Origin of the sequence: Nonomuraea marmarensis (assembly GCF_043197025.1) — a bacterium.
Lineage (GTDB): Bacteria > Actinomycetota > Actinomycetes > Streptosporangiales > Streptosporangiaceae > Nonomuraea > Nonomuraea marmarensis.
Window position 1 is genome coordinate 341,998 of record NZ_JBICRM010000002.1, and the last position, 25,491, is coordinate 367,488.

Here is a 25,491-nt window from a genome sequence, read left to right on the forward strand (position 1 = left end):
TGAGCAGTCCGTGGTCAGACGCGGGCGGGGACGCCCATGGTCAGGGCGATGACCAGCAGCGCTTCCCGCTTGTGGGTGAGCAGTTCCTTGATCGTGCCGCGGCTCTCATGCTCCTCCTCGCCGTACGCCTCCGTCTCCAGCAGGCTGCGGCGCAGGTAGAACACGACCGCCGCGGCCACGGCGCCGATCACGAACGGGATGCGCCAGCCGTAGGAGTTTCTTACGTGTGTTTGACCTCGCCGCAACGCACTCAGTTCAGGGGAGGGTTGGCGTTCTTCGCCCTTTCCAGCGCCAGGTCGCCCCACCACTGGCCGGCCTCGGGGGACACCACGCCGCGCTCGGGATCCTGCTGGCCGCCGGTGCCGCGCCGGCACCGGCCGCTCGAAGTGCCCGGCCGCGCGATCCACAGATAGGCGTCGACCCGCTCCTCCCCGGTGTCGGTGGTGGGCCGCTCGCCGACGCCCCTGCCCGGCGGGTTGCACCACGTCTGCGGGTCCGGATATTTCTTCGCCGGGGCCCAGGAGCCCTGGCCGTTCCTGCTGGTGTCGATGACGAAGTGCGGCATCGTGCCGGTGTCCACCTTCGCGTCCGATGGGCAGTCCTTCTTGCCCGTCGAGCGCTGGATGCTGACGCAGGCGGCCAACGCCTTGCCGTACCCGACGCTCTTGCCGGTGGCCTGGTAGCCGGTGCTGTTGATGAAGAATCCGTCCGCCTTGTCCACCCCCGCCCGGATCAGCCGCTCCGCCATGATCTCGGTGCCCGGCCAGTAGTCCTGGCTGCCGTCGAGGTAGACGGCCGTGGCGGGGTTCGCCTTGAGTGACTGTACGGCCTCGCGCAGGTCCTCGTACCGCTGGTCGGGGGAGCCCTTCAGGGCGCAGTCCTTGGCGCCGGGGATCTTGACCAGGCTGGAGGGTTCGAGGATGACCACGGCCTTGGCGCCGCCGATCTCGCTCGCTATTCCCTTGATCCATTCCTGGTACTCGTCCATGTCGGACGCGCTGAAGGGGCGGCAGTCGCTGCCTGGCATGGAATTGATCAGGAACACGGGGACGCCGCCCTGGGCGGCCGTGATCGTGTCGGCGACCTCGGGTCTGGCATCGGGCTGGTTGAGGCGGATGGCGAAGGGGACTGCGGCCAGCTTGCGCATGAGCTCGGCGTCCGCTGGGCGGTCCTTCTCCCAGAGGGCCGCTTGACGGGTGGCGGCCGGTTCTTCGGGGGCGTAGAAGGTGACCTTGCCTTGGGCTCTCAGGGGGTTCTGGGGGGTGGTGGCGGTTGCGCTGTTCTGGCTTGTGCTGTTGTGTGCGGGGGTGGCCTTTGCCGTCGACGTCTGGGCGCTGGAGGGGGTTCCCTGGTTACGCCAGGCGACCGCTGCCGAGATGCCGGCGATCGCAACTACGATGGCCGCCGCTGCCGCCACCAGCCTGCGCTGACGGGGCGCCGACCGGCTCTCCGCCGTATCCGGCTCCGCCCCACGCGCACCTGCTGCGCCTGGAAGGGCTCCCGCCGACCCGGTTGCGCCGGGCTGCGCCGTACCGGCGCTCGGTGGGTGGTCGGCCGCGCGTCCGCCGGCCGGGTGCGCTGGGCCGCTCGCCGGCGACGCGCCCGCTGCACCCAGGCCCGCTGCTCCCGCGCCCAGTGGTCGGGCTTCGGGCGGTGGGGGTGAGGTGCTGAGGTGGTCCATGAGGTCTTGGGCCGTGGGGCGGTCCGCCGGGTTCTTGGCCAGGGACGCCACCACCAGGTCCCGCAGCGGTCCCGTGAGGCCGCGCGGGTTCGGGGCCTCGTTCAGGATGCGCACGAGGATCGTCGGGACCGAGCCCGAGCCGAACGGCGGGACGCCGCCGGCCGCGAAGGCGACCGTGCCGCCCCACGCGAAGATGTCCGAGGCCGGCCCGATGTGGGCGCCCGACACCTGCTCAGGCGACATGTACGCGGGCGTCCCCACGATCGCGCTGCTCATCTCCGCGTCCACGAGCTGCGCGATCCCGAAGTCGATCACCTTGGGGCCCACCTGGGAGAGCAGCACGTTAGACGGCTTGAGGTCGCGGTGCACCACCCCGGCCCCGTGGATGGCCCGCAACGCCATGGCCATCGAGGCCGCCAGCCCGTCCAGGGCCGAGCCCTTCAGCGGCCCCGACTCCCGCACGGCGTCCCCGAGGCTCGGCCCCTCGACATATTCCGTGACCAGGTACGCCACATCCCCCTGGACGTCGGCGTCGAGCACGGGAGCCGTACAGAACCTGGCGACCCGCTTGGCGGCGGCCACCTCGCGGGCGAAGCGCCGCCTGAAGTCCGCGTTCGCGTCCATCCTGGCGTGGATCAGCTTGACGGCCACCCTCGTGCCGTCAGGACCCTGCCCCAGGTAGACGACGCCCATGCCGCCCTCGCCCAGCCGACCCAGGAGGGTGTACGGCCCCACCTGTCGCGGATCCCCGTCTCTCAGCGCCTCCACGGTCATAGATCGTCAGGTTAACTCCCCGGGCGCCCGGTGTTCCATGCCCTGGACCGGAAGCCGCCACTCGTTCCACTCGTCGAAGAGCTCGAAGCCCATGGCCTCGTTGATGGCCAGCATGTGGGTGTTGGACGTGGCGTTCCAGGTGATGATCTGTTCGAGGTGGGGCTCCCGCTCGCGCAGCCAGAACAGGTTGCTGAGCTTCAGCAGCAGGCCCAGGCGATGGCCGCGGTGCTCGCTCAGCACCGTCGTGTCCGCCTGGCTGCCCCAGCCGTCCGAGCGGTCGGCCTCGAGGTAGACGCGCGTGTAACCGGCCGGAGCGCCGTCCGAGTCCCGGCGGGCGATCATCGTGTAGCAGGTCGAGCCCGTCGCAGGGATGCCCTCTTCGCGGGCGCGCAGGCGTTCGAGGCTGAACTGGATGTCCTCGATGTCGGCGTCGCGCGGGGCGTCGTTCATGCCGTTCATCAGGGTTGTGAGGTCGGGGAGCAGGTCGGGGCCCGCCGGGCCGATCCAGCGTTCGAGGCTGTAGCCCTCGACCTTGGGGAGCAGGCGTTCCAGGGCCTCCCAGTCGGCCTTGCGCAGGTCGAGCGTGCGGCGGGCCTCCTTGAGCGCCACCGTCATGCCGTGCGCGAGCGCGAAGTGGGCACCCACGCCGGTGGCCGGGGTCTCGGTGAGCAGCAGGCGCCTGCCGTGCCCGCGCAGGCGGTCGAGGGCGTGCTCGAACAGGGCCGAGCCGAGGCCGCGGCTCCGTCGCTCCGGCCGGACCACGAGGGGGAAGATCCAGCCCATGTGGGTGTTGTCGAGTTGGGAGAGCGACAGCGCGTAGCCGCCGACGACCTTGCCGTCCTCGACCGCCGCCCAGGCCTCGGCCCGCTCGCCGGGGGTGTCCGTGCAGACGTCGCGGCGGAAGCGGGCCAAGGAGAGCTGGGGGCCGGGGTCGTCGGTGGAGGCGGCCACATACGCGTCGTGCAGGCCCGTGACCAGGTCGCTGTCGAGTTCGATGGGCTGGATCCGCATGTGGCCAGCAAAGCGCATGGGGAAGGGCCGAGGCGAACGAATTTACCGCCTGGCCGGGGGTCTACTGGCGGTAGTTCTCCACCTCGCTGACCGAGCGGGCGGCGGCGCCCTCGGGGTCCTCGCCCGCGCTGCGCCTGGCCCGGCGCTGCCGGAGCAGGTCCCAGCACTGGTCGAGTGCCGTTTCCAGTTGCTTGATACGCGCGTGCTCTTGATCCGAGGTCAATTCGCCTGCCGTCAGCTTGTTACGCAACTCGTGCTCTTCGGTGACCAGAGCACTGATCCTGGTGAGAATCTCGTCGTCCCGCATGTCCAAGACTCTAATCACTGCGTGATAGAACACGCCCTATGTCTGGTATCGCGCTGGTAAGGAAGCCCGGCCCCCGTATCTCGGAGGGCATCGTCACCCACATCGAGCGCGAAGCCGTGGATCACGAACGGGCGCTCGCCCAACACGACGCCTACGCGGCCGCGCTGGCAGCCGCCGGGTGGCGGGTCACGTACGTGCCGCCGGCCGATGAGTTGCCCGATGCGCCGTTCGTGGAGGACGCGGTGGTGGTGTCGGGGCGGCTGGCCGTACTGACCAGGCCGGGGGCTCCGGAGCGGCGGCCCGAGGTGGAGTCCGTGGCGGCGGCCGTGCGGGAGCTGGGGTTGACGGCGGTCAGGATCGCGCGCCCCGGCACGCTCGACGGGGGCGACGTGCTGCAGGCCGGACCCACCGTGTACGTCGGCAGGTCCGCGCGCACCAACGACCAGGGGATCGCGCAGCTGGCGGCCCTGCTGCCGGAACGCCGGATCGTGCCCGTGGACATGTCCGGCGTGCTGCACCTGAAGTCGGCGGTGACCGCACTGCCCGACGGGACGCTCATCGGCGACGCCGACCGGGTGGACCTGCCCGGGTTGCTGGTGCCGCCGGAGGAGGCGGGCTCGCATGTGGTGCCGCTGGGCGGTGACCGGGTCCTGCTGGCCGCGTCGGCCCCAGAGACCGCCACAATGCTCGAAAAACAGGGATTTTTCGTGACAAAAGTGGATATTTCGGAGTTTGAGAAGCTGGAGGGCTGCGTGACCTGCCTCAGCGTCCTCGTACCGGACTGACCGCGCCCGCGGCCGGTTTCAGGATGTGAGATCCAGGACGGCGCATCCCGAGACGTCTGGTACCGTCGTTGGCATGCTGCGCGGACTCCTTCTTAGCTGCCGCGGCGGGGGCCTCTAAGGCCGGCTCCCTCGCCGCGGAGCGAGTCGTGCGCGTCGGCCGCTTCCTTCCGACCGACGAGGAGCAGCAACCATGACCGCCCAGCAGCCCAGTCGCATGCCGATCCAGCGCTATCAGGCGTTCGAGCCGATCCGGCTGACCGACCGCACCTGGCCCGATCAGGTCATCACCAAGGCGCCCCGATGGTGCGCGGTGGACCTGCGTGACGGCAACCAGGCCCTGATCGACCCGATGGACTCCCATCGCAAGCTCAAGATGTTCGAGCTGCTGGTGGGGATGGGCTACAAGGAGATCGAGGTGGGCTTCCCGGCCGCCTCGCAGACCGACTTCGACTTCATCCGGCAGATCATCGAAGAGGACCGCATCCCCGGCGACGTGGTCATCCAGGTGCTGACGCAGGCCAGGCCGGAGCTGATCGAGCGGACCTTCGAGTCCATCGAGGGCGCCAAGCAGGCCATCGTCCACCTGTACAACTCGACCTCCACCCTCCAGCGCCGCGTCGTGTTCGGCCAGGACAAGGACGGCATCACGGCCATCGCCGTCGAGGGCGCCAAGCTGGTCAAGAAGCTCGCCGACGCGACCGACGTGGACGTACGCTTCCAATACTCGCCCGAGTCGTTCACCGGCACCGAGCTCGAATACGCCGTCGAGGTGTGCGACGCGGTCAACGACGTGTGGCAGCCCACCCCCGACCGCAAGGTCATCATCAACCTGCCCGCCACGGTCGAGATGGCCACCCCCAACATCTACGCCGACCAGATCGAGTGGATGCACCGCAACCTGCGGCACCGCGACTCGATCATCCTCTCGCTGCACCCGCACAACGACCGCGGCAGCGCCGTGGCCGCCGCCGAGCTGGGCTACCTGGCGGGCGCCGACCGCATCGAAGGCTGCCTGTTCGGCAACGGCGAGCGCACCGGCAACGTATGCCTGGTCACCCTGGGCATGAACCTGTTCTCCCAGGGCATCGACCCCGAGATCGACTTCAGTGACATCGACGAGATCCGCCGCGTCACCGAATACTGCAACCAGCTGCCCGTACACCCGCGCCACCCGTGGGGCGGCGAGCTGGTCTACACCGCCTTCTCCGGCTCCCACCAGGACGCCATCAAGAAGGGCTTCGAGCACCTCGGAATCGACGCCGCGGCGGCCGGGGTGCCAGTGGACGAGTTCACCTGGGCGGTCCCCTACCTGCCCATCGACCCGAAGGACATCGGCCGCACCTACGAGGCCGTCATCCGGGTCAACAGCCAGTCGGGCAAGGGCGGGGTGGCCTTCATCATGAAGGCCGACCACCAGCTCGACCTGCCGCGGCGACTGCAGATCGAGTTCTCCAAGGTGGTGCAGGCCCGCACGGACGAGCAGGGCGGCGAGATCGGCCCGGCCGCGATGTACGAGATCTTCCGCGACGAATACCTGCCCAACCCGGCCAACCGGTGGGGCCGCCTCAGCCTCATGGCCCACCGCCACGAGTCCACGGTGGACGACAAGGACCGCATCAGCGCCGACGTCCGCCTCGACGGGGAGATCAGGGAGATCGACGGCGCCGGCAACGGCCCGATCTCGGCCTTCATCGACGCCATCGCGGGGGTCGGCATCACGGTGCGCGTCCTCGACTACGTGGAGCACGCGATGAGCGCCGGCACGGACGCCAAGGCCGCGTCGTACCTGGAGTGCGAGGTCGACGGGCGGGTGCTGTGGGGCGTCGGCATCGACGCCAACACCACCTCGGCCTCCCTCAAGGCCATCATCTCAGCGGTCAACCGCGCCGCCCACTGACACTTCACCCGAGCCCTCGGTTGTTGGGGGCTCGGGTTCTTACTTCTTACGCGTCGCGAGTGCAGTTGTACACCTCGCCGTAGCGCTTCTGGGCGATGCGCATGAGCGCGATCAGGTCCTTCATCGCATCTCTGCCCTTGGCGATCTGGGCCAGGTAGATGTCGATCAGTCGCTCTTTGCCGCCACAGCGAAACTTTGCGCTCACTTGGTATGGCTGATCGGCGAACGGAGTATTCGGCAGGTAGGCGGCCATGCCGTCACCGAGATCGTTAGGGAGCGTGACCCCGCCGTGCCTACTGTAGAGGTCACGTCTGTCATCCATAACGAAGTCCAGATGCTCCTGGCTTGTCCGGCCGCCTACCTGTAGCCAGCCCACCTCAAGTGGCCGCGAGGACGCGTTAGGAGCCCAACACTCACCGCTATTCTCGTTGCCACTCGTTTTCTCGATGAGAGGACCACTTGCGCCACTCACCAGGCGAAAAGCCTGCTCAGGAATGAGCTTGCAGACGTATGGCGCGGCATCTACGATCGGCTGAAGAGCTGGTGCAGGTGTGGAGACGATCTCGTTCCCCGGGGTGCAGGCCGTTGCGAGCAACGTAAGAGCTCCCAGGACGACAGGCAGACGAGAATGTCTCATCTACCACCTCCGGGGGTGGACGGGATCTGGAGGTCGAGGTAGTCGTCCACCTCGCTGGTCCGACGGAAGGTTCCGCTAAAACGATCGATCAGATCACGGCCCCCGCCCTTTTTCCGAACCCATTCAAGGAACTGGCTGTAGTCCTGCGGACTCATCTCGGTAAAAGGCTTGATCGTCGGCGGGGTTCCAGTTGTGAATTTCCGATCGATCATTTCGACATCGTCAAGCAGACCCTTGTTGAGCATGGCTGTGGCGAGCATCTGCTCTGCCAACCTCTCCACTGCCAGCCGGTTGTCCGCCACCGTCCGGTGCGTCTCGTCCAGGTCCCGCCCGTGCTGGGACATCTGCTGGGCGACCTGTGTGGCGATCTCGTCATAAGCGGCTCCGGCGAGCTTGTCGTACCCCTTGCCGACGAGCTCGCCGAAGGCTCCGGTGGCCAACTGGCCCACCTGCTTGGCTCCGGGCACCGGGAGCAGCCCGATCGCGTCGCGCACCATGCTCTTCAGTGCCTCGTCCGCCTTCTTATCGTCCAGCCCTTGGGCGATCAGCACCTGGCGGCGGATTTCGACGATGTGGCTGAAAGGACGTGCCTCCGCCACGGTTCGGTCCGTCAGGAACTGCTTGATGTCGGCCTTGTCGACCCGTCCATCCTCGTCGAAGTCGAACTCCTTGACGTCGGACTTCGTGAATCCGAGCCGCTCGGCGTTGGAGACGTCGAGACCGACCGGAGGCACGGTGTCGAGCGCGGCCCGCATGTGTTCGGTCTGCGCTCTCACCAGTACCTCGAACGCGGCGTCGTCGGAGGTGGCCAGCGCCAGCGCGTAGGACATGTCCTCAGCCGCGACCTTGCCGAAGGTCGCATGGTCCAGGAGGAGCCGGGAGAGCTGGTCGATATTGGCCGCGATCGCGCGGCCCAGGGGGTAGCACAGGGGGGCGAAACGATCGAACGTGTCTCTGTTTCTGATCTCCAGGTTGCCGCTGTCGCCTTTGCCGAAGGCGCCACGCACCTCATCGGCGAGGATCTTCGTCATCTCGGCGGCCAGCTTTCTGGAGGTCGCATCCTGGGCGGTCGTCGCGGTCACCAGCATGTCGTTGAACGGCGCATAGTCGCCCATATAGCGGCCGGCGTTCCAGCGGGTCGTCAGCAGGTAGTCCAGCACGGACTCCTTCCACCCGGCCGGGGTGTGGTTCAGCAGTGCGTGGGACGCCTCCCGGCTGGACTTCGCCGCATGGAACAGGTCGTCCACCACCGATGATTCGGTCTTCATGCCTGGACTGCCCGCATGCGCTTCCGGTCGCAGCAGAGTGCCCAGGCCGAGTGCGCCGACCAGGTCGACTATAGGGAGCTGAACCCCTCCAAAGGTGCCGCCCAGCGGGTCCTTGCTCGCCGCCCATTCGTCCATGCGGTCATCGTGTTCGTAGACGATCGTGTCGCGCCCGACGACCTCCATGAACTCCTTCGAGAACGACGTCTTTCCGTCGTGGGCGCGCCAGATGAGCGCCTGGGCCTGGTATCCCGAGTACTTCGTCTCACCGGCCTTATGCTCGGCCCGACCCTCCTTCACCAGGTCCTTGAGGAAGCCGGCGCCCACGTACGCGGGATTCTTCGGATCGGTTCCTTTGGCCAGGGCCGTGCTCAGCATGCGCAGGGCCTTCTTGCCTTGCCTGGAGAGCTGGGCCATGCGATCGGAGTTCCCGTGGGTCCTGGCCTCGCGCAACTGCGCGGCGAGCGAGCCCGGTAGCCGTGTCACGCCTTGGGCGCCTAGCGTGACGAGGAACGCCTTGACGAACTCCGCCTCCCCGCTCCGCGACGCGAGTTTCTCCAGCTCGGCCAGCGCCTTGACGTCGCCGTCCGCAGCCTTCAGCGCGGCACGACCGGCCAGCGTCCCGTCCAGCAGCCCCTTGGCGGCCTCCAGACTGTCAGGCATCTCCCAGAAGCTCCCGGCGGGCGTGCTCATGCCGAAGATGACCTTCTGCCGCTGCAGCTCGTGGACCAGTTTCTGCCGCCGCCGCAGGTCCTCGGCCTGCGTGGTGACCCGTCCGGCCAACTGCCGCAACCGCGCCGCCGGAGAAGTGTCGAGCCCGGCGCTCCGCAGCTCGCTGTGCAGAGCCTGCGCCAGCTCCTCCAGCCGCCTGGAGGCCTCGGTGTGCTTGCTCGTCATCGTGTCGAATTCGGGCTGCTTGACCCCGGTGAACTCCGTCACGGCGTGTCCTGAAGCGAGGCCAATTTATGGTTCGCGCTGTGGACGGCCTGCGTGAGCATGGCCCGCAGCTCCCGCCGGTCGGCTTGGACCTGGGCGTCGAACCGGCCGCCCGTCGGCCCCACCCACGCGTGGTTCTCCATCAGGCGGCAGGACGGATCGAGCGCCCACCAGTGCTCGTCGGACAGCCGCTGGATCCGCTCCGCCACGGCCCGCATCGCCGGGCGATTGAGGTCGGCCACGATTATCCCCTTGTACGGCTCGCTGCACCAGAACAGATCAGGAGGCGGCGTCCCTCACACGTCATACGGTAATCAACATCACGTCAACAAAACAAGTTTAAGCGCGGTGAAAGGCATAGCACGTTCGAGTTTTGTTAGAGAATGTGGTGTTTTGCCTGACTAGAGTACGGCTTTGGCTCCCTTTAAGGGAGAAGAGGTATGCGGAGTCAACGTTATAGTCTGGTAGAGATGTGATCTTCCGTCAGTCTTGTCGGGTAGAATTGTGGCCTATGGATCTCTTTCCCCAACGAGAATGAAACCCGGCAGGCGTTCGTTGAACATCAACTGAAACAGTCGGGGTGGGGCCGGGATCAGATGGTGGCTTGCCCATTGTGGTGGTGGGGTCAAGCGGACGTCTGTCAACGCCGACGACGGCATCGAGCAGGCCAAGCGATACGCCAGGAAGTACGCGACGAACGGGCTCAAGATCCAGGAGATCGACGCCTATCCTCGCCGGACGATCTGTGGGCCCGTTACCGTCCGGCCAAGGGTTTCGACGTGCATCTCGCCACCGACCTTGTGCTCACTCCGTTCGATCAGACGGTCAAGAACTGGGACAACACCGGTACGGGCAAGACTCTCTCGCGGCCTACCAGATCGTCGAGAAGCTATCGCGCGGAGGATGGATCAAGGGGCGCCCACCGCGGGTGCTCTATCTCGCTGACCGGGACATTCTTGTCGACCAGCCCGAGGACGAATATTTCGTCCAAAGGTTCAGCGAAGCCGTCCATAAACTGGGTGAGGAGTGGCGAAACTCGGCCGCCATACTACTTCGTGCCCTATCAATTCCTCGACCAGCAGGGAAAGGAGGCTATGGGTGAATGGAAGGCGCTGTTCGAGCAGTGGGAATTTACTGCTAGTCGAACTCGCCGTCCTTCACTCCGTCGATGAAGGCATTCCATTCGCCGGGAGTGAAGATCAGTGCCGGACCGGTAGGGCTCTTGCTGTTGCGGATGCCTCGACGCCCCCCGGACAGCTCAGCGACCTCAACGCAGTTGCCCCCATTGCTGCCCGAGTAGGAAGACTTGATCCACGTGGCTGCCCGTAGCTCCTGCGTCAACCCGTCCATCGCTGCATCGTCTCCTTAATCAAGCTCATGGATTCGCGCTGGGAGAGTGCTTCGGAGCGAATCCCCTCATATCTGAATGCTAGGGTCCTGACGGTATCTGTCCAGTCGGTTACCTGAGCGTTGGAAGCGGCTTCGACGTATGCCGTGTCGGGGGTTCCGTGTGCTTGAGAGATGGCGAAGCCCCCGAGAAGGCCGGTCGTGGAATATGCGCTGAGAGGGAGAACCTGGATGGTGATCCGGGGTGCCTGGCCCGCTTCGAGAAGATGCGTAAACTGTGCGGCCATCACGGTGGGGCTGCCGATCGGACGATGCAGAACGCCCTCATCAAGGACCACCCAGAGCATAGGAGGTTTGGGACGCCGGAGGATCGACTGGCGCTCCATGCGAGCGGTCACATGTTCTTCAATCTCCTCTGACGTCACGCCGGGCTCGCCGCTCAGGATGGCTCTGGCGTAGTCCTCGGTCTGAAGCAGGCCGGGTACCACCAGTGGTTCCCAGGTTCGGATCGCCTCCGCAGTGGCCTCGACGTCGAGCCAGGGCCGGAACCACGGCGGGGCCGACGCGTGGCTGACCATCGGCCAGAGTCGCATCAGCGCCCCCTCCGCCTCCAGCGCCTCGTCGCAGCGGCGGGCGAAGTCCTCCGTCGGTGATCGCCGGGCTGTCTCGATCATGCTGATCGTGCCGACGGAGTAGGACACCGCCTTCGACAGGCGGAGCTGGGACCAGCCCTGGGCCTTGCGATGCCGCCGCAGCTCGAAGCCGAACAGTGCGGTCGGTGAGTCGGCGGGGCATAGCTCGCTTTCCTTCGGCACCTGACCTCCTGGGGGGACCGCCATCGTTTCAATCGAGGCTTCACTACAACGGTTGATGACATGTCGAAGTCAACTGACTACTTAGTGTAGCTAAGGCTTGGGATGGTGGAAAGGCAGATAGAGATCGGCTTCTTCAAGCAGGTGAAGTGATGAAACCAGCGAGCGCAGAGCCGAGGGTGATCGGTTCGATCCATCTGGCGGGGATTCGCGAGTCCGTCTCACACGCACGCTCCGAAGTGCGTAAATGGCTGGGAGACGATCATCCTTCTGTCGACGATGCCGTGCTGGCCGCGTCGGAACTCATGACGAACGCGCTCCGGCACTCCGACGCCAGGCCGTACGACCTCATCGGTCTCACCGTCGTCGCGACGGAGGGAACCAGGCGGCGTGATCCAAGGTCGACGACATCGAGCAAGGGCTCGCCGTACCCCTTTCGTGTTAGTGAACGTTGCGTATCCATGGTCTGAACTCTATTCTCTTAGAGAACGGTTCGTTCTCTAAGGAGAAGTGCCATGGGCTATGTGCTGTCGGGGCTGATACTGGCGATGTTGCTGGGCGCGCTCGATCAGACGATCATGGCGCCCGCGCTCCCGGCCGTGGCCGGCAGCCTCGGCGGGCTCGATCAGATGCCCGCCGTGATCAGCGCCTACCTCGTCGCCGCCACCGTCGTCATGCCCGTCTACGGCAAGCTCGGCGACAGATATGGCCGCAAGCCCACCATGCAGGTCGCCATCGTCGTGTTCGTGACCGGGGCCGTGTTGTGCTCGGTGGCCACGTCCATGCCGCAGTTCATCGCCTTCCGCGCCGTGCAGGGCGTGGGCGGCGGCGGGCTGATGATCGGGGCGCAGGCGATCATCGGGGAGATCGTCAGCCCGCGGGAGCGGGGGCGCTACCTCGGGCTCATCGGGGCCGCCTACGTGGTGGCCGCCGTGGGCGGGCCGTTGATCGGCGGGTTCCTCATCGATCAGCTGAGCTGGCGGTGGATCTTCGCGATCTACCCGCCGCTCGGGCTGCTGGCGCTGGTCGTGCTGAGCGTCACGTTACGCCTGCCCAAGCCGCGGACGCGGGCGCCGCTTGACGTCGCCGGGGCCGTCACACTGGCGGTCGCCGTGGTGGGCGTGGTCATGGTGGGGCAGACCAGGAATCCCGGGTACCTGCTGGTGGCGGTGGCCGGGCTGGTGGCGTGGGCCGTCAGCGCGCGGTTCGCCAGGGATCCGATCCTGCCGTTGCGGCTGTTCCGCGACCGGGCTTTCGCGGTGCCGGTGCTGATCAGCCTGCTCATCGGGTTCGCGTTGTTCGGGACGATCACGTACATGCCCGCTTACCTGCAGATCGCGCTGCGGACCAGCGCGACGCAGGCGGGGCTGATGGTGACCGCACTCATGGCGGGGGTGCTGACCACGACCATCGTGTCGGGGCGGTTGATCACGCGGACCGGGAAGTACAAACAGTACCCCGTCGCGGGCACCGCCCTGGCCGCCGCCGGCCTCGGGCTGATCGGGCTCTCGGGCGGCGCGCCGGTCGCCCTCGCGGGGGCGATGTTGCTGACCGGGCTCGGAGTCGGGCTGGTCATGCAGGTCATGGTGCTGGCCGCGCAGAACGCCGTACGGTACGAGGACCTGGGCACCGCCACCTCGTCGGTCACCTTCCTGCGCCAGATCGGGGCGTCGTCCGGGGTCGCGCTGGTGGGCGCGCTGATCACCTTGAGGTCCGGGATCCCCGCCACCGAGCTGTCCGACCTGCCCGTGAGCGTGCGGGACGCCTTCGCCGAGGCCGTACCCCCGGTGTTCGCCGCCATGGCGCCGCTGCTCGCCGTGGCGTTCGTCCTGGCGCTGGCGCTGCCGGCGCGCCCGCTGCGCACCACCGCCTACGTCGAGGAGAAGTTGTGAAGCTCGTCGCACCCCTGAACGCCTTCGGCCGCGAAGACCTGGCCATGGCCGGAGGCAAGGGCGCCAACCTGGGAGAGCTCGTCAGGAACGGCTTCCCCGTGCCCGGCGGCTTCGTCGTCACCACGCACGCCTACGACCTGGTTGCGCAGGGCCACGACACGCGGGCGTACTTCGAGCGGGTCGAGATCCCCGGCGACCTGCGGGAGGCGATCATCGGTGGCTACGCCGCGCTCGGCGGCGGTCCGGTGGCCGTGCGGTCCAGCGCCACCGCCGAGGACCTGCCGGGCGCGGCGTTCGCCGGTCAGCAGGACACCTACCTGAACGTCGTCGGCGAGCAGGCCCTGCTCGATGCCGTACGCCGCTGCTGGGGCTCGCTGTGGACCGACCGCGCCGTCGCCTACCGCGCCAAGCTGGCCATCGACGACTCCGAGGTGCGGATCGCCGTGGTCGTCCAGAGCATGGTCGAGGCGGACATGGCAGGCGTCCTATTCACCGCGAACCCGGTCACCGGCGACCGCACCCAACTCGTCATCGACGCCAGCAGCGGCCTGGGCGAGGCCGTCGTCTCCGGCCTCGTCACGCCGGATCATCATGTGATCGACGCCTCGGGCCGGACGCACTTCACGCCAGGACGCCGCGAAGTCGTCATCAGAGGCGCGGCCGGTGGCGGCGTCGTCCATGAGAGCGGCGCGACGGCCGAGCGGCTGCCAGACGAGGTGTTGAAGGAGCTGGCCAGGCTCGGCAAGGAGGTCGCCGCGCACTTCGGCCGCCCCCAGGACGTCGAGTGGGCGTGCGCGGGCGGCCGGGTGTACCTGCTGCAGGCCCGCCCCATGACCGCGCTCCCGCCGCCCCCGCTGGGACGGCTCAATCCCATGCAGCGTCGCCTGGCTACCATCCTGCTCGAATACCTCCCGGAACGCCCCTATCCGATCGACATGACGACCTGGGTGCCGCACGGCCCTGCCGGGCTGATGGCCAAGGTCGTGGCCAGCTTCGGCGTGCGCCGCGCGTTCGACGGATTCCTGCGGGAGGAGGACGGCGTCGTCTATCAGCTCGCGCCGCCCAAACCGCACCTCACCCTCGGCGTGCTCGTGGCCCCATTCAGCATCGCGGCCGGGGCCAGGAGGTACAACCCCGCCCGGTGGACTGAGGATCGGCGCTTCCGCGGCTACCTCGCGGGGATTCGGGAGCTGGCGGCCCGCGACCTGGGTGCGATGCCGTGGGCGCGGCTCGTACGCGTGCCCAGGCAGGCGCTCGCCCTGGTGCAGCCGGTGGCCGACCTGCGCGTCGACTACCTGCCGGGCACCGGGTGGGCGTTGTTGCGGCTGCTGGTGGTGGTCAAGCTGCTCGGGCGCGGGAGGTTGTTCGGCGGCCTGCTGCACGGGGCGCGTACCCGTACCACCGACGCCAACGAGGCGCTGGCGAGGCTGGCCGAGCTGGCCACGAGCACCGGCGCGCTCGGCGCCGACCCGAGGCCGGCCGAGTTCGAGTCCGCATTCCAGGCGTTCCTGGCCGAGTACGGCCACCGCGAGACCTCCAGCCCCATCCTCGTCAGCCCTCCCACCTGGGCCGACGCCCCCGAGACCGTCCTCGGGCTGGTCAAGGTGCTGGCCGCCGAGCCGCCCGCCAGGAAGAAGCCCGACGACACCCTCGAACGCCTGCTCGGCCACCCGCTCCTGCGCTCGCGAGCCCGGCGCGCCAGGATGCGGCGCTGGGTGGCGGCGGCCCGCGCGGGCGTCGCCTTCCGCGAGGACAGCCACTTCTACTTCACGATGCCGCAGCCCGTCCTGCGCAGGTCACTGCTGGAGATGGGCCGCCGTCTGCGCGACGCGAAAGTGCTGGACAAGCCGAAGGACGTCTTCCACCTTCGGCTGGAGGAGCTGGAGGCGATCAACGACCTCGACGCGCTGACCGGGAAGGACAGGGAGCGGCTGCGGGACGCCGTCCGGGCGCGTGCGGTCAAGCGCGAGGAACTGGCCGGGGTACGCCTCATCGACCCGGCCCTGGTCTTCCCCGTCCGCGAGACGGGCGACGCGCTGGTCGCCGGATCGCCCGCGAGCGGCGGCGTGGTCACCGGCCCGGTGAAGGTGATCAGAGAGCCGTCCGAGTTCGGCAGGCTGGACGCCGGCGACGTGCTCGTCTGCCCGTACACGAACCCGTCGTGGACGCCCCTGTTCCAGCAGGCGGCGGCCGTGGTCGTCGACACCGGCGGCGCGGGCTCGCACGCGGCCATCGTGGCCAGGGAGTACGGCATCCCTGCCGTCATGGGCACCGGCAGGGGCACGAGCGTGCTGCGGGACGGCCAGGTCGTCACCGTGAACGGCGACGCCGGCACGGTCACCGGCGCTCCCTAGGATGTTCGCCATGGTCACCGACCACCGCAAGCTGCCACGACGCCGGGGCGAGGCGCTCAGCGCCGCCATCTACCAGGCGACGCTCGACGAGCTGGCCGAGGCCGGCTACGCGGGGCTGACGATGGAACGCGTCGCCGAGCGGGCCAAGGCCAGCAAGGCGTCGCTCTACCGGCGCTGGCCCACCCGCATCGAGCTGGTCATGGAGGCGGTCTACCACGCGCTGCCCACGCCCGAGTCCTCGCCAGACATGGGCAACCTGCGCGACGACCTGGTGGCCATGCTGAGGCTCACCGCGAAGGCGTTGGCGGGCCCGGCGGGCGAGGCGATGCGCGGGCTGCTCGGCGAGGCGCTCAGGGGCGAGTCGCCGCTGAGCGCCATGCGGAAGAACTCCCAGGGCGTCGCCAGGAAGTTGATGGAGGAGGTCGTGCGCCGCGCGGTCGAGCGCGGCGAGGTCGACCCGGAGGCTGTCACGCCGCGCCGCCTCGACGCCGGGCACGCGCTGCTGCGCCACCACTTCCTCTTCAACGGCCCGCCGATCCCGGACACGCTCGTCGTCGAGATCGTCGACGAGGTGCTCGTCCCCCTCCTCAAACCGCACGGCTGAGGGGGTCAGGCCGGGGTGAGCCGGCGCGTCGCGGCCCGGCCCCGCCGCAGCGCGCTCCGCCCGTCATCGCGTCACCCAGCGGCCCGACGGGGAAGCCGAGGTCGTCGAAGGCCATGCCGTAGAACAGATAGCCGAACACCCAGACCGGCCCGGCGAGCCCCCCAGCGTCGTCGCGCGCCTCATGACAATCCCCAGGCGACTCCCGTGCGCCTGGCGCCCGCCTGCTCGATCCGGCGCAGGGTGGCGAGCTGCTCGCGCAGCGCCTCCCGCCCACCCTCGGTGATCCGGTACGGCTTGCGCCGCTCGTCAGACTCGACCGGCTCGATCCAGCCGCGCTCCTCCAGCCGCATCAGCGCGCCGTAGAGCGTGCCGGGCTCCAGCGAGGTCCCCGAGAACTCCTCTATGTCATTGATCATGCGGTAGCCGTGTTTCTGCCCCTCGGCCAGGCTGATGAGCACCAGCAGCGCCACGTCCGTGAAGCGGCCGAGCTCCTGAGTCCTACGTGCCATGTATTCAGTAAAACTTAGTAAGTCTTACTGAGCGAGTCCCATGACCGAGGCCATCAGCCGCATCGAGTGCTCGAAGGCCGTGCGCCGGTCCTCGATCGTGTTGTTGAACTGGCCGAACACCTCGAAGCTGACCCAGCCGTACAGTGCGGTCCACGCCGAGATGGCGTGCCAGATCACACTGTCGGGAACCCCCGGCATGAGCGTGCGGAACGCGGCCGCCTCCGCCTCCAGCTCCGCGGGGGGCTCGGTCGCGGGCGCCCGGACCGCGCCCGCGCGCCAGGCGTCGGAGATGATCCGGCCCAGCACGGTGACGTCGCGCGCCCTGGCCGCGATCGTGTCCTGCGGAGCCTGGTAGCCGGGCACGGGAGAGCCGTAGAGCAGCGCGTATTCGTGCGGGTGCGCCACCGCCCAGTCGCGCACCGCGCGGCAGGCCGTCAGCCACCGGCGTGGGAAGTCGTCCCGCGGGCCGTCGGCCTCGGCCCGCTCCACGGCCTGGCCGAGGGCGTTGTAGCCGTCGATGATCAACGCGGTGAGCAGATCATCCCGGCTCGGGAAATATCGGTAGATGGCCGAGGAGACCATGCCCATCTCCCGCGCCACGGCCCGCAGCGACAGGCCACCCGCCCCCTCCGTGGCGAGCTGGCGGCGCGCGATGTCAGTGATCTCCCTGGTGAGCTCGGCCCTGACGCGTTCTCTGGCGGTACGGCTGGCAGTCATGCACAGCAGATTACCAGAGCGGTGCAAGAAAACGAGAGCACTGCTCTTGACGATCGGCGCTCTCTTGAGAGAGCATTGCTCTCGTAAGGAAGCGGTCCAACGGAGGTTCACATGTTCGCCATCGCCAAGGGCGCCAACCTGGCGCTGATGTTCTTCCTGGAGCTCGGCGTGCTGGCCTCCGTCGGATACTGGGGGTTCACGGTCAGCCCCAACTGGGGGATCAAGTTGCTGGCCGGGCTCGGTGGCCTGGCGCTGTTCATCGCCGCGTGGGCGTTGTTCGGCGCGGGCGGCGGCGCGAACGCGACGTTCCCGCTCACAGGCCTGGCCCGCGCCGCACTGGAGATCCTCTGGTTCGGCGGCGGCGCCCTGGCGCTCTACGCCTCCGGCCTGGTCACCCCGGCCGTCGTCTTCTTTGTACTCTTCGCCCTGAACGCGGTCCTCCGCATCGTCTGGAAGCAGGTCTGATCATGGGTAAGCACATCGTCGTGGGTTCCGGCCAGGTCGGCACGCATGTGGCCACCAAGCTCATCGCCCAGGGGCACGAGGTCACCGTCGTGACCCGCTCGGGCGGCGGTCCGGAAGGGGCGGTCAAGGTGGCCGCCGACGTCGCGGACAAGGGCCGGATGACCGAGATCGCCAAGGGCGCCGACGTCCTCTACAACTGCGTCAACCCGCAATACCACCGCTGGCTCACCGACTGGCCGCCGATGGCCGCGTCGTTCCTGGCCGCCGCCGAGTCCAGCGGCGCCGTGTACGTGATGCTCGGCAACCTCTACCCGTACGGACCCGTCTCGGGCCCCATGACGGAGGACCTGCCGCTCGCCTCCACCAGTCCGAAGGCCCAGGTACGGGCGAAGATGTGGACGGACGCGCTGGCCGCGCACGAGGTGGGCCGGATCAGGACGACCGAGGTGCGGGGCTCGGACTACTTCGGGCCCGGCGCCACCGACCAGTCCTACCTGGGCGACAGGTTCCTCGTGCCGCTCAGGGCGGGCAAGACCATCCAGTTTCCCTATCCGCTCGACATGCCGCACAGCTGGACCTACCTGCCCGACGTGGCCGACGCGCTGATCGTGGCCGGTGGCGACGAGCGGGCCTGGGGCCAGCCCTGGCACGTGCCCACGGCGGACCCGCTGACCTTCCGCCAGCTCGGCGAGCGGGCGGCGGCGCTGCTCGGCAGGCCCGCGCCCAAGATGGCGCAGCTGCCGTGGCCGCTGGTGCGGGCGGCCGGCCTGTTCTCGCCCATGCTCGGCGAGCTCAGGCACACCCGATACCAGTTCACCGCGCCCTACGTGCTCGACTCCTCGGCGTTCCAGCGTACGTTCGGCGTCGCGCCTACCCCGACCGAGGCGGCGCTCAAGGCTACGCTCGACGCGTGAAGATAGCCATGATCGGCCTGGGCGACATCGCGGAGAAGGCCTACCTTCCCGTGCTCGCCGCCCAGCCCGCCCTTGACCTGCACCTCTGCACCCGCAACCAGGCTCGGCTGGACCGGCTCGGCGATACCTACAGGGTCGCCCGCCGGTCCACCAGCGTGGACGAGGTGATCAAGGCGGGCGTCGACGCGGCCTTCGTGCACGCCGCCACCGACGCCCACGCGGAGGTCGTGGAGCCGCTGCTCAGCGCGGGGATCCACGTCTACGTCGACAAGCCGATCGCCTACACCCTGGCCGAGTCCGAGCACCTGGTACGCCTGGCGAAAGCCGAGGGCAGGTCCCTGATGGTCGGCTTCAACCGCCGCTACGCACCCGGATATGTCGGACTTACGGCCCTTCCCCGTCATCTCATCCTGATGGAGAAGAACCGCGACAATTACCCCGACGTCCCCCGGCGGGCGATATTTGATGACTTCATCCATGTGGTGGACACCCTCAGGTTCCTCGCCCCCGGCCCGGTCACCGGCACCACGATCAGGACCCGCGTCCAGGACGGCCTGATCGAGCACATCGTGCTGGAGTTGTCCGGCGACGGGTTCACCGCCATCGGCGTCATGAACCGGGCGAGCGGCGCGAGCGAGGAGACCTGCGAGGTCATGGGCGAGGGCGTCAAGCGCCGCGTGGTCAACCTCGGCGACGTGATCGACTACCGCGGCGGCGAGACGCTCACCAGGCGGCCCGACTGGGTGCCGGTGGCCAGGCAGCGCGGCATCGAGCAGATCTGCCTGGAGTTCCTCACCGCCGTGCGCGAAGGCCGCAGGATCAGCGCGGACGACGCCCTGACCACCCACGCCATCTGCGAGGACGTCGTCAGCCAGGCTGCCTGAGCCGCATCGCCTGGTCGGCCCTGGCCAGCATGCGCTCGAACATCGTGCCGCCCAGCCTGGTGAGCACCGTGTAGCCCTTCGCGTCGCTCAACGGGCTGGAGGACGACACGACGCCGGCCACCGCGCCGCCGTACAACGCGGGCCCGCCGCTGCCCCCGGCGGCGGCGTGGCAGTTGCGGGTGACCATCAGCCCCGGCCCCTCGGAGACCCCTTCGACCGTGTCACCCACGCACCGGTACATCTTCGTGCCCGGATAGCCCTTGCCCGCCGGGTAGCCGAGCAGCTCCAGCCCGCGCAGCTCCGTGCCCCTGGTGGTGGGCATCGGCGGCAGCCCCCGCCCGGTCACGGCCTCCAGCGGACGCTTGCGCTGGACGACGCCGACCAGGCCCACGTCGTACGGCAGCAGCTCGGACGAGAACGGCTCGGTCCGCCACTTGCCCGGCACCCACGTGCGCACGACCGGCCAGACCCCCAGGCGCGGCCGTCCGCGGTCGTACCCGGGCAGGAAGGCGAGGTGCTTGAGCTGCCGCCCCTCGTGATACAGGCAGTGCGCGGCCGTCAGCACCAGGCTGCGGCTGCGCGAGCCGATCACCGTGCCCCCGCACAACACGTCAGTCCGCGTGACGGGGTCGCGGCCGAGCAGCACCCCCGCGAGCCGCCGCGCCCCCGTATAGGGGCGCGGGACCAGCGCGTAGCCCAGGCGGTCGCCGCCGGGGGTCAGCACACGGGGTACGGGGACGTTTCGTTGCGACACCTCGGTGACGGCGGCTGGATCGAGCAGGACCAAAGACAGCACCAACCTGAGCACCACCCCACTCTAAGGTGAAGATGATCAGTGCCCTGACCTGCGACATCAAGGTTTACTCAACTTGTGTACTGAGCTCCCAAGGCACGCAGCCGCGCGTGCGCCGACTCGTAGACCGCCGCGGCACCCAGATACGCCTTGGGCAGCTTGGCGACCATCGTGTAGTTGGTGTCGCACACGTTCCCGACCGGCGCCTGCCCGGCCTGGCTGACGAGCTGGTAGGAGTCGAGCGTGTCCAGCCCGGTCAGCTCCGACGTCCAGGTGACCAGGTCGTGCTGGCTGATCCGGTACGCGTCCTCCAGCGGCCTGGCCGACCCCGTGGACATCAGGTGCAGGTCGTCCTCCAGCCGCGGCCAGGGTGTGGCCACGCCCTTGATCAGATCGACCGCGACCACGGTGTTCATGGCCGACTCCACCGCGGTCCCGCAGACCTCGCCGTGCCCCTGCAGCCCGTGGCCGTCGCCGATCGAGAACAGCCCGCCCTCGACGTTCACGCCCAGATAGACGGTGACGCCCGCGCGCAGTTCAGGGGTGTCCATGTTGCCGCCGTGCGCGTCAGGGGTGATCGTCATGCGGGCCTCGTTCGCGGCGGGGGCCACGCCGACCGTGCCGTGCATCGGGTCGAGCGGCAGCGCCACGCTGAAGTCGCTGTTGCGGGCGTGGTAGACCGCCACGCCCTGCTCCAGGTCGATGTCGTAGCGCCAGACCCGCTCCTCCAGCGGCGGCTGCAGCATGGCCGTGGTGTGGGTGCCGGTCAGCGCGCCGAAGTGCGGGAACGTCGTGGACACCGCCCAGTCCCTGGCCGGCGTGATCGAGATGAAGTGCAGCGCCAGCGTGTCGCCGGGCTCGGCGCCCTCCACGTGGAAGGGGCCGGTCACGGGGTTCAGGTAGGGGAACTCGCACACCTGGGACGGCAGGTCGTCCACGCTCGTGACCAGGCCGCCGAAGCAGTCCTCCGTGTACAGCTCCATGATCGTGCCCGGCCGCACCTTGCCGACGGGTGAGCGCCCCCCGAAGGTGTAGCTCAGCTCCTCCGGCGAGGGATAGTAGGAGACGACGTTCACTTGACCTCCGAGGGAAGAACGGGCCTGCGGCCGATGACGTACGTGACAGCGAGGATGATCAGGCCGACGGCCAGCCAGATGCCGCCGACCCACTGGGCCGCGACGTTCTGGTTGTAGACGACGGCCACCAGGACGGCGAAGCCGAGCACGGGCACGACCAGGTGCGCGAGCCAGTTCGTGCTGCGCTGCCGGATCATGTAATGGACGACCACGGCGACGTGCAGCAGCAGGAACGCGAACATGGCGCCGAAGTTGACCAGTGAGGCCAGCTCGCCGATGCCGTTGGTCCTGGTGCTCATGTAGATGCCGAGGACCAGCGAGATCACGGCCACCACCAGGGTCGCGTTGACCGGCACCTTGTGCTTGGCGTCCACCTTCGCCAGGAACGAGGGGAGCTGGCGGTCGCGGGCCATCGCGAACAGCAGGCGCGAGGTGGCCGCCTGCGCCACCAGCGAGTTGGCGAAGCCCCACGCGACGGCGGTGGCCACGGCGGTGAGCACCGACAACCAGTGCCCGCCGGCGAACTCGGCGGTGTCGTAGAACGCGCTGCCCGCGGGGTCGCCGTTCGCGATCAGCGCCTCGCGGTTGGGAGTGAGCAGCGCCGCGATCCACGTCTGCACCACGAACAACACCGCGGCCAGGCCCAGCGCGGCCACCATGGAGCGGCCCAGGCGGCGGGCGTCCTCCCGGCTCTCCTCCGCCAGCGTGGAGATGCCGTCGAAGCCGAGGAACGAGAGCACCGCCACCGAGGCGGCGGCGAACACCACGCTCCAGGTGAACCCCGAGGACTCGAAGATCGGGGTGAACGCGCTGGTCTGCGCCTTGCCCTGGGCCAGCGCGACGCCGCCGACCACCAGGAAGATCGCGAGCACCGCCAGCTCGGCCACCAGCATGATCCGGGTGATCCTGGCCGTCATCTGGATGCCGAGGTAGTTCACGACGGTGTTGAGCACGACGAACGCGGCCAGCCACGCCCAGACGGGGATCACGGGTATGAACGAGTTCATGGCCACGCTGGCCACCAGGTAGAGCAGTGAGGGCACGAGCACGTAGTCGAGCAGGATCGCCCATCCCGCGATGAACCCGACGGGGGCGGCGATGCCGCGGCCCGCGTACGTGTAGACCGAGCCGGCCATCGGGAACGCCCTGGCCATCTGCGCGTACGACAGCGCGGTGAACGCCATCGCCACCAGGCCGACGGCGTACGCGAGGGCCACCATGCCGTGCGAGACGGCGAAGACGTTGCCGAAGATGCCGAACGGGGCGATCGGCACCATGAAGATCAGGCCATAGATCATCAGATCGGCGAAGCCGAGGGAACGCTGGAGTTCCTGGCGATAGCCGAACTGCTCGATTGTGCTCATAGACGGCTCCTAGCTGCATGGGGGGGCGATTCGCAGAGTAGAGCCAAAGCTTTCTATAGAAAAGGTTTCTCTAGAAAGAAGTCCAGGCCATCTGCCCTGCCGAGGTGCACGGGATGGCAAACTTGCCGGTCGAGCAGGGTAAGGGTGCCGCGTGCGCTGGTGATCGTCGTGCCGTCGGCAACCGCGTCCAGCCCGGGCACCGCCAGCGTCCCGGCCCTGATGCACAGGGCGCCCAGCATGGCGACGGCCTCGTAGCAGCCGTGGCCGTGCGCGTTGAGCATGGGGGCGTCGGGGCCGAACCTGGCCGCGTACCTCTCGGAGAAGGCGAGGCTGGCGTCGGTCGGCAGGTCGCGGAAGTAGCCCATCGACGCGTACAACTCGCCGGTGCCGTCGCCGCCGATGCCCAGCAGGCCGTGCTCCTCCAGCGCGCCGCACAACCGGGCCGCGCCGAGCCCGCCGGCGGCGTACGCCCGGTTGAAGGCCATCAGGTCGCTGCCGATCAACGTCAGCAGGATCGCGTCCGGCCGGGCGTCGGCCACCCGGTCGAGCCAGCGCACGGCCTCGCCGTACCGGACGAAGCTCTCGCCCACCACGGTCGCGCCACGGGCGTGCAGGCGGCGGCGGGCGCTGGCGTGCACCAGGCGCGGCCAGATGTAGTCGTTGCCCAGCAGGAACCAGCGGCGCGCCCGGCGCGTGCCGGCGAGCCACTCGATGCCCGGCGCGAGTTGCCTGGCCGGGGTCTCGCCGAGGAAGTAGACGCCCGGCGCGTGCCCCCCGCCCTCATACGGCGGCGCGTAGACGAACGGGACCCGCCCGGCGATCGCGGCGACCACCTCCACCCGCACGTCGCTCGCGTGGGCACCGGCGACGGCCTCCACGATCCCCTGCCTGACCAGCGCGGACACCTCGGCCGCCACCTGGCGCGCGGGCCGCCCGCCGTCGATCAGGACCAGCTCGACCGGCCGGCCCAGCACCCCCGCCCCGGCGTTGAGCTCCTCGGCCGCGAGCAGAGCGCAGTTGATCGCGCAGGGGCCCATCAGGCCGAGCACCCCGGACACGGGCACGACCAGAGCGATCCTGATCGCGGCTGAAGGCATGAGCCGCGCTTCGTAGGGATCGACGATCGCCGCCACGACGACGAGTATCCTCCCTCTTAGCCCCCCAGTGAAAGGACCTCTCCATGACCTCCTCTGGCCTCGGGTCCTCACTCGCCTACTTACTGAGCTGTGCGGAGCGCGCCGTCAACCGGGGGCTGGCGGCGGTGCTCACCGGCGAGGACGTCACCGTCGAGCAGTGGCGCATCCTGCGGGCGCTGGCCGACGGCCGGGGGCACTCGATGGGCGAGCTGGCCCAGGCGGTGCTGATGCCGCACCCGACGCTGACCAAGGCGGTCGACCGGCTGATCGATCGGGCGCTGGTCTATCGCGGGCCGTCGAAGGGGGATCGGCGGCGGGTGGCGGTGTTCGTCTCCGACCGGGGGGCCGAGCTGCTCGCGCGGGTGGACGGCGCGGTGGCCGAGCACCACCGGCTGATCGCGGTCGCGTTCGGGCAGGAGCGCACGGAGCAGCTCATGCGCGACCTGGAGGGCCTGGTGGTCGCGCTCGACTACGCCGAGCAGAGGATCTGATCACCCGGCCGTTCGCACGATGGGCGCCAGGGCGGCCACCCGCTCCTCGGTCCACAGCCCGCGCGTGATCACGATGACGTGCTCGGCGCCCTGCTCGGCCAGCTCCTCGATCCGCTCCGGCAACGTCTCGGCGAGCGTCGACACGGTCTTCTCGATCTCCCCGTACGGCCTGCCGACCGCCTCGCAGTGCCTGGCCAGCACGTCCAGCTTGGGCCGGATGCCCCCGGGGACGTCGAACAGGTTGCACGCGTCGGCGTACTGAGCCACCAGCCGCAACGTCTTCTGCTCGCCCGCCCCGCCGATCAGCACCTTCGGTCGGCGCGCCGGACGCGGGTGGCCGAGCGGCCGGTCGAGCCGGTAGTGCTTCCCCGCGTACGGGCTCTCGTCGCCCGACCACATCCGGTCCGCGATCTGCAGGGTCTCCTCCAGACGTTCGAAGCGCTCGGCGACGGGCGGCAGATCGAGGCCCATCGCGCGGGCCTCCTCCTGCTGGTAGCCGGCCCCGATCCCGAGCCAGGCCCGCCCGCCGGACAGCGTGTCGAGCGTGGTGACCGCCTTGACCAGCAGCGCGGGCGCGCGGAACGTGGCCGCCGTGACCATCGCCCCCAGCCGCACGCGCCGCGTGACCGCGGCGAGATAACCGAGCGTGGTGTACGCCTCCAGCATCGGCTCCTCGAACGACGCCGTGGGATCGGCCTGGACCAGATGGTCGCTCACCCACACCGTGTCGATGCCGGCCTCGTCGGCGGCGGAGACGACGCCGACGAGCCGGTCGCGGATCGAGTCGTAGGAATAGTTGGTGATGTTCAGGCTGATTCGCATGGACTCAGCCTGCCCGCG

General features: G+C 68.8%; 25 protein-coding genes. 9 read left to right on the forward strand and 16 right to left on the reverse strand.

The window, feature by feature from the left end:
* Positions 1-14: 14 nt before the first annotated feature.
* The 4 genes from ACFLIM_RS04600 to ACFLIM_RS04615 all read right to left on the reverse strand — a co-directional run bounded on the left by ACFLIM_RS04600 (position 15) and on the right by ACFLIM_RS04615 (position 3,773).
* Positions 15-191, reverse strand: coding sequence for a hypothetical protein (locus ACFLIM_RS04600; RefSeq protein WP_393162193.1), 177 nt, complete (start codon positions 189-191; stop codon positions 15-17).
* Positions 192-250: 59 nt separating this feature from the next.
* Entirely contained in the window at positions 251-2,455 is a 2,205-nt protein-coding gene (locus tag ACFLIM_RS04605; protein WP_393162195.1) for a glycoside hydrolase family 6 protein, read from the reverse strand.
* Positions 2,456-2,461: 6 nt separating this feature from the next.
* Positions 2,462-3,466, reverse strand: a complete 1,005-nt coding sequence (locus ACFLIM_RS04610) for a GNAT family N-acetyltransferase (protein ID WP_393162197.1) — start codon at positions 3,464-3,466, stop codon at positions 2,462-2,464.
* Between the two features lie 61 nt (positions 3,467-3,527).
* On the reverse strand, positions 3,528-3,773 hold the full coding sequence (locus tag ACFLIM_RS04615) for a DUF2630 family protein (protein WP_393162199.1): 246 nt from the start codon (positions 3,771-3,773) through the stop codon (positions 3,528-3,530).
* Between the two features lie 38 nt (positions 3,774-3,811).
* Between ACFLIM_RS04615 and ddaH the strand changes: the two genes are divergently transcribed.
* Entirely contained in the window at positions 3,812-4,558 is a 747-nt protein-coding gene (gene ddaH, locus ACFLIM_RS04620; RefSeq protein WP_393162201.1) for a dimethylargininase, read from the forward strand.
* A gap of 190 nt (positions 4,559-4,748) precedes the next feature.
* Positions 4,749-6,455 (forward strand): 2-isopropylmalate synthase, encoded by a 1,707-nt coding sequence (gene leuA / locus ACFLIM_RS04625; RefSeq protein ID WP_393162203.1) that lies wholly within the window; start codon positions 4,749-4,751, stop codon positions 6,453-6,455.
* 46 nt (positions 6,456-6,501) lie between these two features.
* Here leuA and ACFLIM_RS04630 read toward each other — a convergent pair whose 3' ends face one another.
* The 5 genes from ACFLIM_RS04630 to ACFLIM_RS04650 all read right to left on the reverse strand — a co-directional run bounded on the left by ACFLIM_RS04630 (position 6,502) and on the right by ACFLIM_RS04650 (position 11,455).
* Positions 6,502-6,708: a hypothetical protein gene (locus tag ACFLIM_RS04630; RefSeq protein WP_393162205.1), complete on the reverse strand. Its 207-nt coding sequence runs from the start codon at positions 6,706-6,708 to the stop codon at positions 6,502-6,504.
* Positions 6,709-7,088: 380 nt separating this feature from the next.
* Entirely contained in the window at positions 7,089-9,296 is a 2,208-nt protein-coding gene (locus tag ACFLIM_RS04635; RefSeq protein WP_393162207.1) for a hypothetical protein, read from the reverse strand.
* Positions 9,293-9,535 carry a hypothetical protein gene (locus ACFLIM_RS04640; protein ID WP_393162209.1) on the reverse strand — a complete coding sequence of 81 codons (243 nt, stop codon included), beginning with the start codon at positions 9,533-9,535 and terminating at the stop codon, positions 9,293-9,295. Before ACFLIM_RS04640 ends, ACFLIM_RS04635 begins: the two co-directional genes overlap by 4 nt.
* Before the next feature lie 895 nt (positions 9,536-10,430).
* Positions 10,431-10,643 carry a DUF397 domain-containing protein gene (locus ACFLIM_RS04645; protein ID WP_393162211.1) on the reverse strand — a complete coding sequence of 71 codons (213 nt, stop codon included), beginning with the start codon at positions 10,641-10,643 and terminating at the stop codon, positions 10,431-10,433.
* Complete coding sequence (locus tag ACFLIM_RS04650; RefSeq protein ID WP_393162212.1) at positions 10,631-11,455, reverse strand: helix-turn-helix domain-containing protein; 825 nt, start codon at positions 11,453-11,455, stop codon at positions 10,631-10,633. The genes ACFLIM_RS04645 and ACFLIM_RS04650 overlap by 13 nt, the downstream gene beginning before the upstream one ends.
* 512 nt (positions 11,456-11,967) lie before the next feature.
* On the opposite strand from ACFLIM_RS04650, the gene ACFLIM_RS04655 reads away from it, so the two are divergent.
* Genes ACFLIM_RS04655 through ACFLIM_RS04665 form a run of 3 tightly spaced genes read left to right on the forward strand, consistent with a single transcriptional unit; the run spans position 11,968 to position 16,302 of the window.
* Positions 11,968-13,344 (forward strand): MFS transporter, encoded by a 1,377-nt coding sequence (locus ACFLIM_RS04655; protein ID WP_393162214.1) that lies wholly within the window; start codon positions 11,968-11,970, stop codon positions 13,342-13,344.
* Positions 13,345-13,388: 44 nt separating this feature from the next.
* Positions 13,389-15,698, forward strand: coding sequence for a PEP/pyruvate-binding domain-containing protein (locus ACFLIM_RS04660; protein ID WP_449291464.1), 2,310 nt, complete (start codon positions 13,389-13,391; stop codon positions 15,696-15,698).
* Between the two features lie 10 nt (positions 15,699-15,708).
* Positions 15,709-16,302: a TetR/AcrR family transcriptional regulator gene (locus ACFLIM_RS04665; protein ID WP_393162220.1), complete on the forward strand. Its 594-nt coding sequence runs from the start codon at positions 15,709-15,711 to the stop codon at positions 16,300-16,302.
* Positions 16,303-16,481: 179 nt separating this feature from the next.
* Here ACFLIM_RS04665 and ACFLIM_RS04670 read toward each other — a convergent pair whose 3' ends face one another.
* A complete protein-coding gene (locus tag ACFLIM_RS04670; RefSeq protein ID WP_393162222.1) occupies positions 16,482-16,811 on the reverse strand; it encodes a PadR family transcriptional regulator in 330 nt (109 codons plus the stop codon).
* Positions 16,812-16,835: 24 nt separating this feature from the next.
* Positions 16,836-17,528, reverse strand: a complete 693-nt coding sequence (locus ACFLIM_RS04675; protein WP_393162224.1) for a TetR/AcrR family transcriptional regulator — start codon at positions 17,526-17,528, stop codon at positions 16,836-16,838.
* A 111-nt stretch (positions 17,529-17,639) separates the two neighbouring features.
* Between ACFLIM_RS04675 and ACFLIM_RS04680 the strand changes: the two genes are divergently transcribed.
* From ACFLIM_RS04680 to ACFLIM_RS04690, 3 genes are read left to right on the forward strand one after another with little or no spacing between them, the layout of a single operon-like run.
* Entirely contained in the window at positions 17,640-17,993 is a 354-nt protein-coding gene (locus ACFLIM_RS04680) for a YrdB family protein (RefSeq protein WP_393162226.1), read from the forward strand.
* Between the two features lie 2 nt (positions 17,994-17,995).
* Complete coding sequence (locus tag ACFLIM_RS04685; protein WP_393162228.1) at positions 17,996-18,907, forward strand: NAD-dependent epimerase/dehydratase family protein; 912 nt, start codon at positions 17,996-17,998, stop codon at positions 18,905-18,907.
* Entirely contained in the window at positions 18,904-19,791 is an 888-nt protein-coding gene (locus ACFLIM_RS04690) for a Gfo/Idh/MocA family protein (protein WP_393162230.1), read from the forward strand. Before ACFLIM_RS04685 ends, ACFLIM_RS04690 begins: the two co-directional genes overlap by 4 nt.
* On the opposite strand, the gene ACFLIM_RS04695 is transcribed toward ACFLIM_RS04690, so the two are convergent.
* From ACFLIM_RS04695 to ACFLIM_RS04710, 4 genes are read right to left on the reverse strand one after another with little or no spacing between them, the layout of a single operon-like run.
* Positions 19,775-20,599, reverse strand: a complete 825-nt coding sequence (locus tag ACFLIM_RS04695) for a trypsin-like serine peptidase (protein WP_393162232.1) — start codon at positions 20,597-20,599, stop codon at positions 19,775-19,777. The genes ACFLIM_RS04690 and ACFLIM_RS04695 overlap by 17 nt on opposite strands.
* A gap of 56 nt (positions 20,600-20,655) precedes the next feature.
* A complete protein-coding gene (locus tag ACFLIM_RS04700) occupies positions 20,656-21,660 on the reverse strand; it encodes an acetamidase/formamidase family protein (protein ID WP_393162234.1) in 1,005 nt (334 codons plus the stop codon).
* Entirely contained in the window at positions 21,657-23,024 is a 1,368-nt protein-coding gene (locus ACFLIM_RS04705; RefSeq protein WP_393162236.1) for an APC family permease, read from the reverse strand. Before ACFLIM_RS04705 ends, ACFLIM_RS04700 begins: the two co-directional genes overlap by 4 nt.
* A 53-nt stretch (positions 23,025-23,077) precedes the next feature.
* Positions 23,078-24,157, reverse strand: coding sequence for a substrate-binding domain-containing protein (locus ACFLIM_RS04710; RefSeq protein WP_393162238.1), 1,080 nt, complete (start codon positions 24,155-24,157; stop codon positions 23,078-23,080).
* 47 nt (positions 24,158-24,204) lie between these two features.
* Here ACFLIM_RS04710 and ACFLIM_RS04715 point away from each other — a divergent pair, with 47 nt between their 5' ends.
* On the forward strand, positions 24,205-24,651 hold the full coding sequence (locus tag ACFLIM_RS04715) for a MarR family winged helix-turn-helix transcriptional regulator (RefSeq protein ID WP_393162240.1): 447 nt from the start codon (positions 24,205-24,207) through the stop codon (positions 24,649-24,651).
* Here ACFLIM_RS04715 and ACFLIM_RS04720 read toward each other — a convergent pair whose 3' ends face one another.
* A complete protein-coding gene (locus ACFLIM_RS04720) occupies positions 24,652-25,473 on the reverse strand; it encodes an LLM class F420-dependent oxidoreductase (protein WP_393162242.1) in 822 nt (273 codons plus the stop codon).
* Positions 25,474-25,491: the final 18 nt, after the last annotated feature.

Coding starts and splice junctions, on each gene's coding strand:
- ACFLIM_RS04660 (WP_449291464.1), top strand. CDS start 13,389: ATGGCCGGAGGCAAGGGCGCCAACCTGGGAGAGCTCGTCAGGAACGGC.
- ACFLIM_RS04610 (WP_393162197.1), bottom strand. CDS start 3,466: ATGCGGATCCAGCCCATCGAACTCGACAGCGACCTGGTCACGGGCCTG.
- ACFLIM_RS04720 (WP_393162242.1), bottom strand. CDS start 25,473: ATGCGAATCAGCCTGAACATCACCAACTATTCCTACGACTCGATCCGC.
- ACFLIM_RS04665 (WP_393162220.1), top strand. CDS start 15,709: ATGGTCACCGACCACCGCAAGCTGCCACGACGCCGGGGCGAGGCGCTC.
- ACFLIM_RS04605 (WP_393162195.1), bottom strand. CDS start 2,455: ATGACCGTGGAGGCGCTGAGAGACGGGGATCCGCGACAGGTGGGGCCG.
- ACFLIM_RS04680 (WP_393162226.1), top strand. CDS start 17,640: ATGTTCGCCATCGCCAAGGGCGCCAACCTGGCGCTGATGTTCTTCCTG.
- ACFLIM_RS04630 (WP_393162205.1), bottom strand. CDS start 6,708: ATGGCCGCCTACCTGCCGAATACTCCGTTCGCCGATCAGCCATACCAA.
- leuA (WP_393162203.1), top strand. CDS start 4,749: ATGACCGCCCAGCAGCCCAGTCGCATGCCGATCCAGCGCTATCAGGCG.
- ddaH (WP_393162201.1), top strand. CDS start 3,812: ATGTCTGGTATCGCGCTGGTAAGGAAGCCCGGCCCCCGTATCTCGGAG.
- ACFLIM_RS04615 (WP_393162199.1), bottom strand. CDS start 3,773: ATGCGGGACGACGAGATTCTCACCAGGATCAGTGCTCTGGTCACCGAA.
- ACFLIM_RS04655 (WP_393162214.1), top strand. CDS start 11,968: ATGGGCTATGTGCTGTCGGGGCTGATACTGGCGATGTTGCTGGGCGCG.
- ACFLIM_RS04670 (WP_393162222.1), bottom strand. CDS start 16,811: ATGGCACGTAGGACTCAGGAGCTCGGCCGCTTCACGGACGTGGCGCTG.
- ACFLIM_RS04675 (WP_393162224.1), bottom strand. CDS start 17,528: ATGACTGCCAGCCGTACCGCCAGAGAACGCGTCAGGGCCGAGCTCACC.
- ACFLIM_RS04685 (WP_393162228.1), top strand. CDS start 17,996: ATGGGTAAGCACATCGTCGTGGGTTCCGGCCAGGTCGGCACGCATGTG.
- ACFLIM_RS04715 (WP_393162240.1), top strand. CDS start 24,205: ATGACCTCCTCTGGCCTCGGGTCCTCACTCGCCTACTTACTGAGCTGT.
- ACFLIM_RS04705 (WP_393162236.1), bottom strand. CDS start 23,024: ATGAGCACAATCGAGCAGTTCGGCTATCGCCAGGAACTCCAGCGTTCC.
- ACFLIM_RS04645 (WP_393162211.1), bottom strand. CDS start 10,643: ATGGACGGGTTGACGCAGGAGCTACGGGCAGCCACGTGGATCAAGTCT.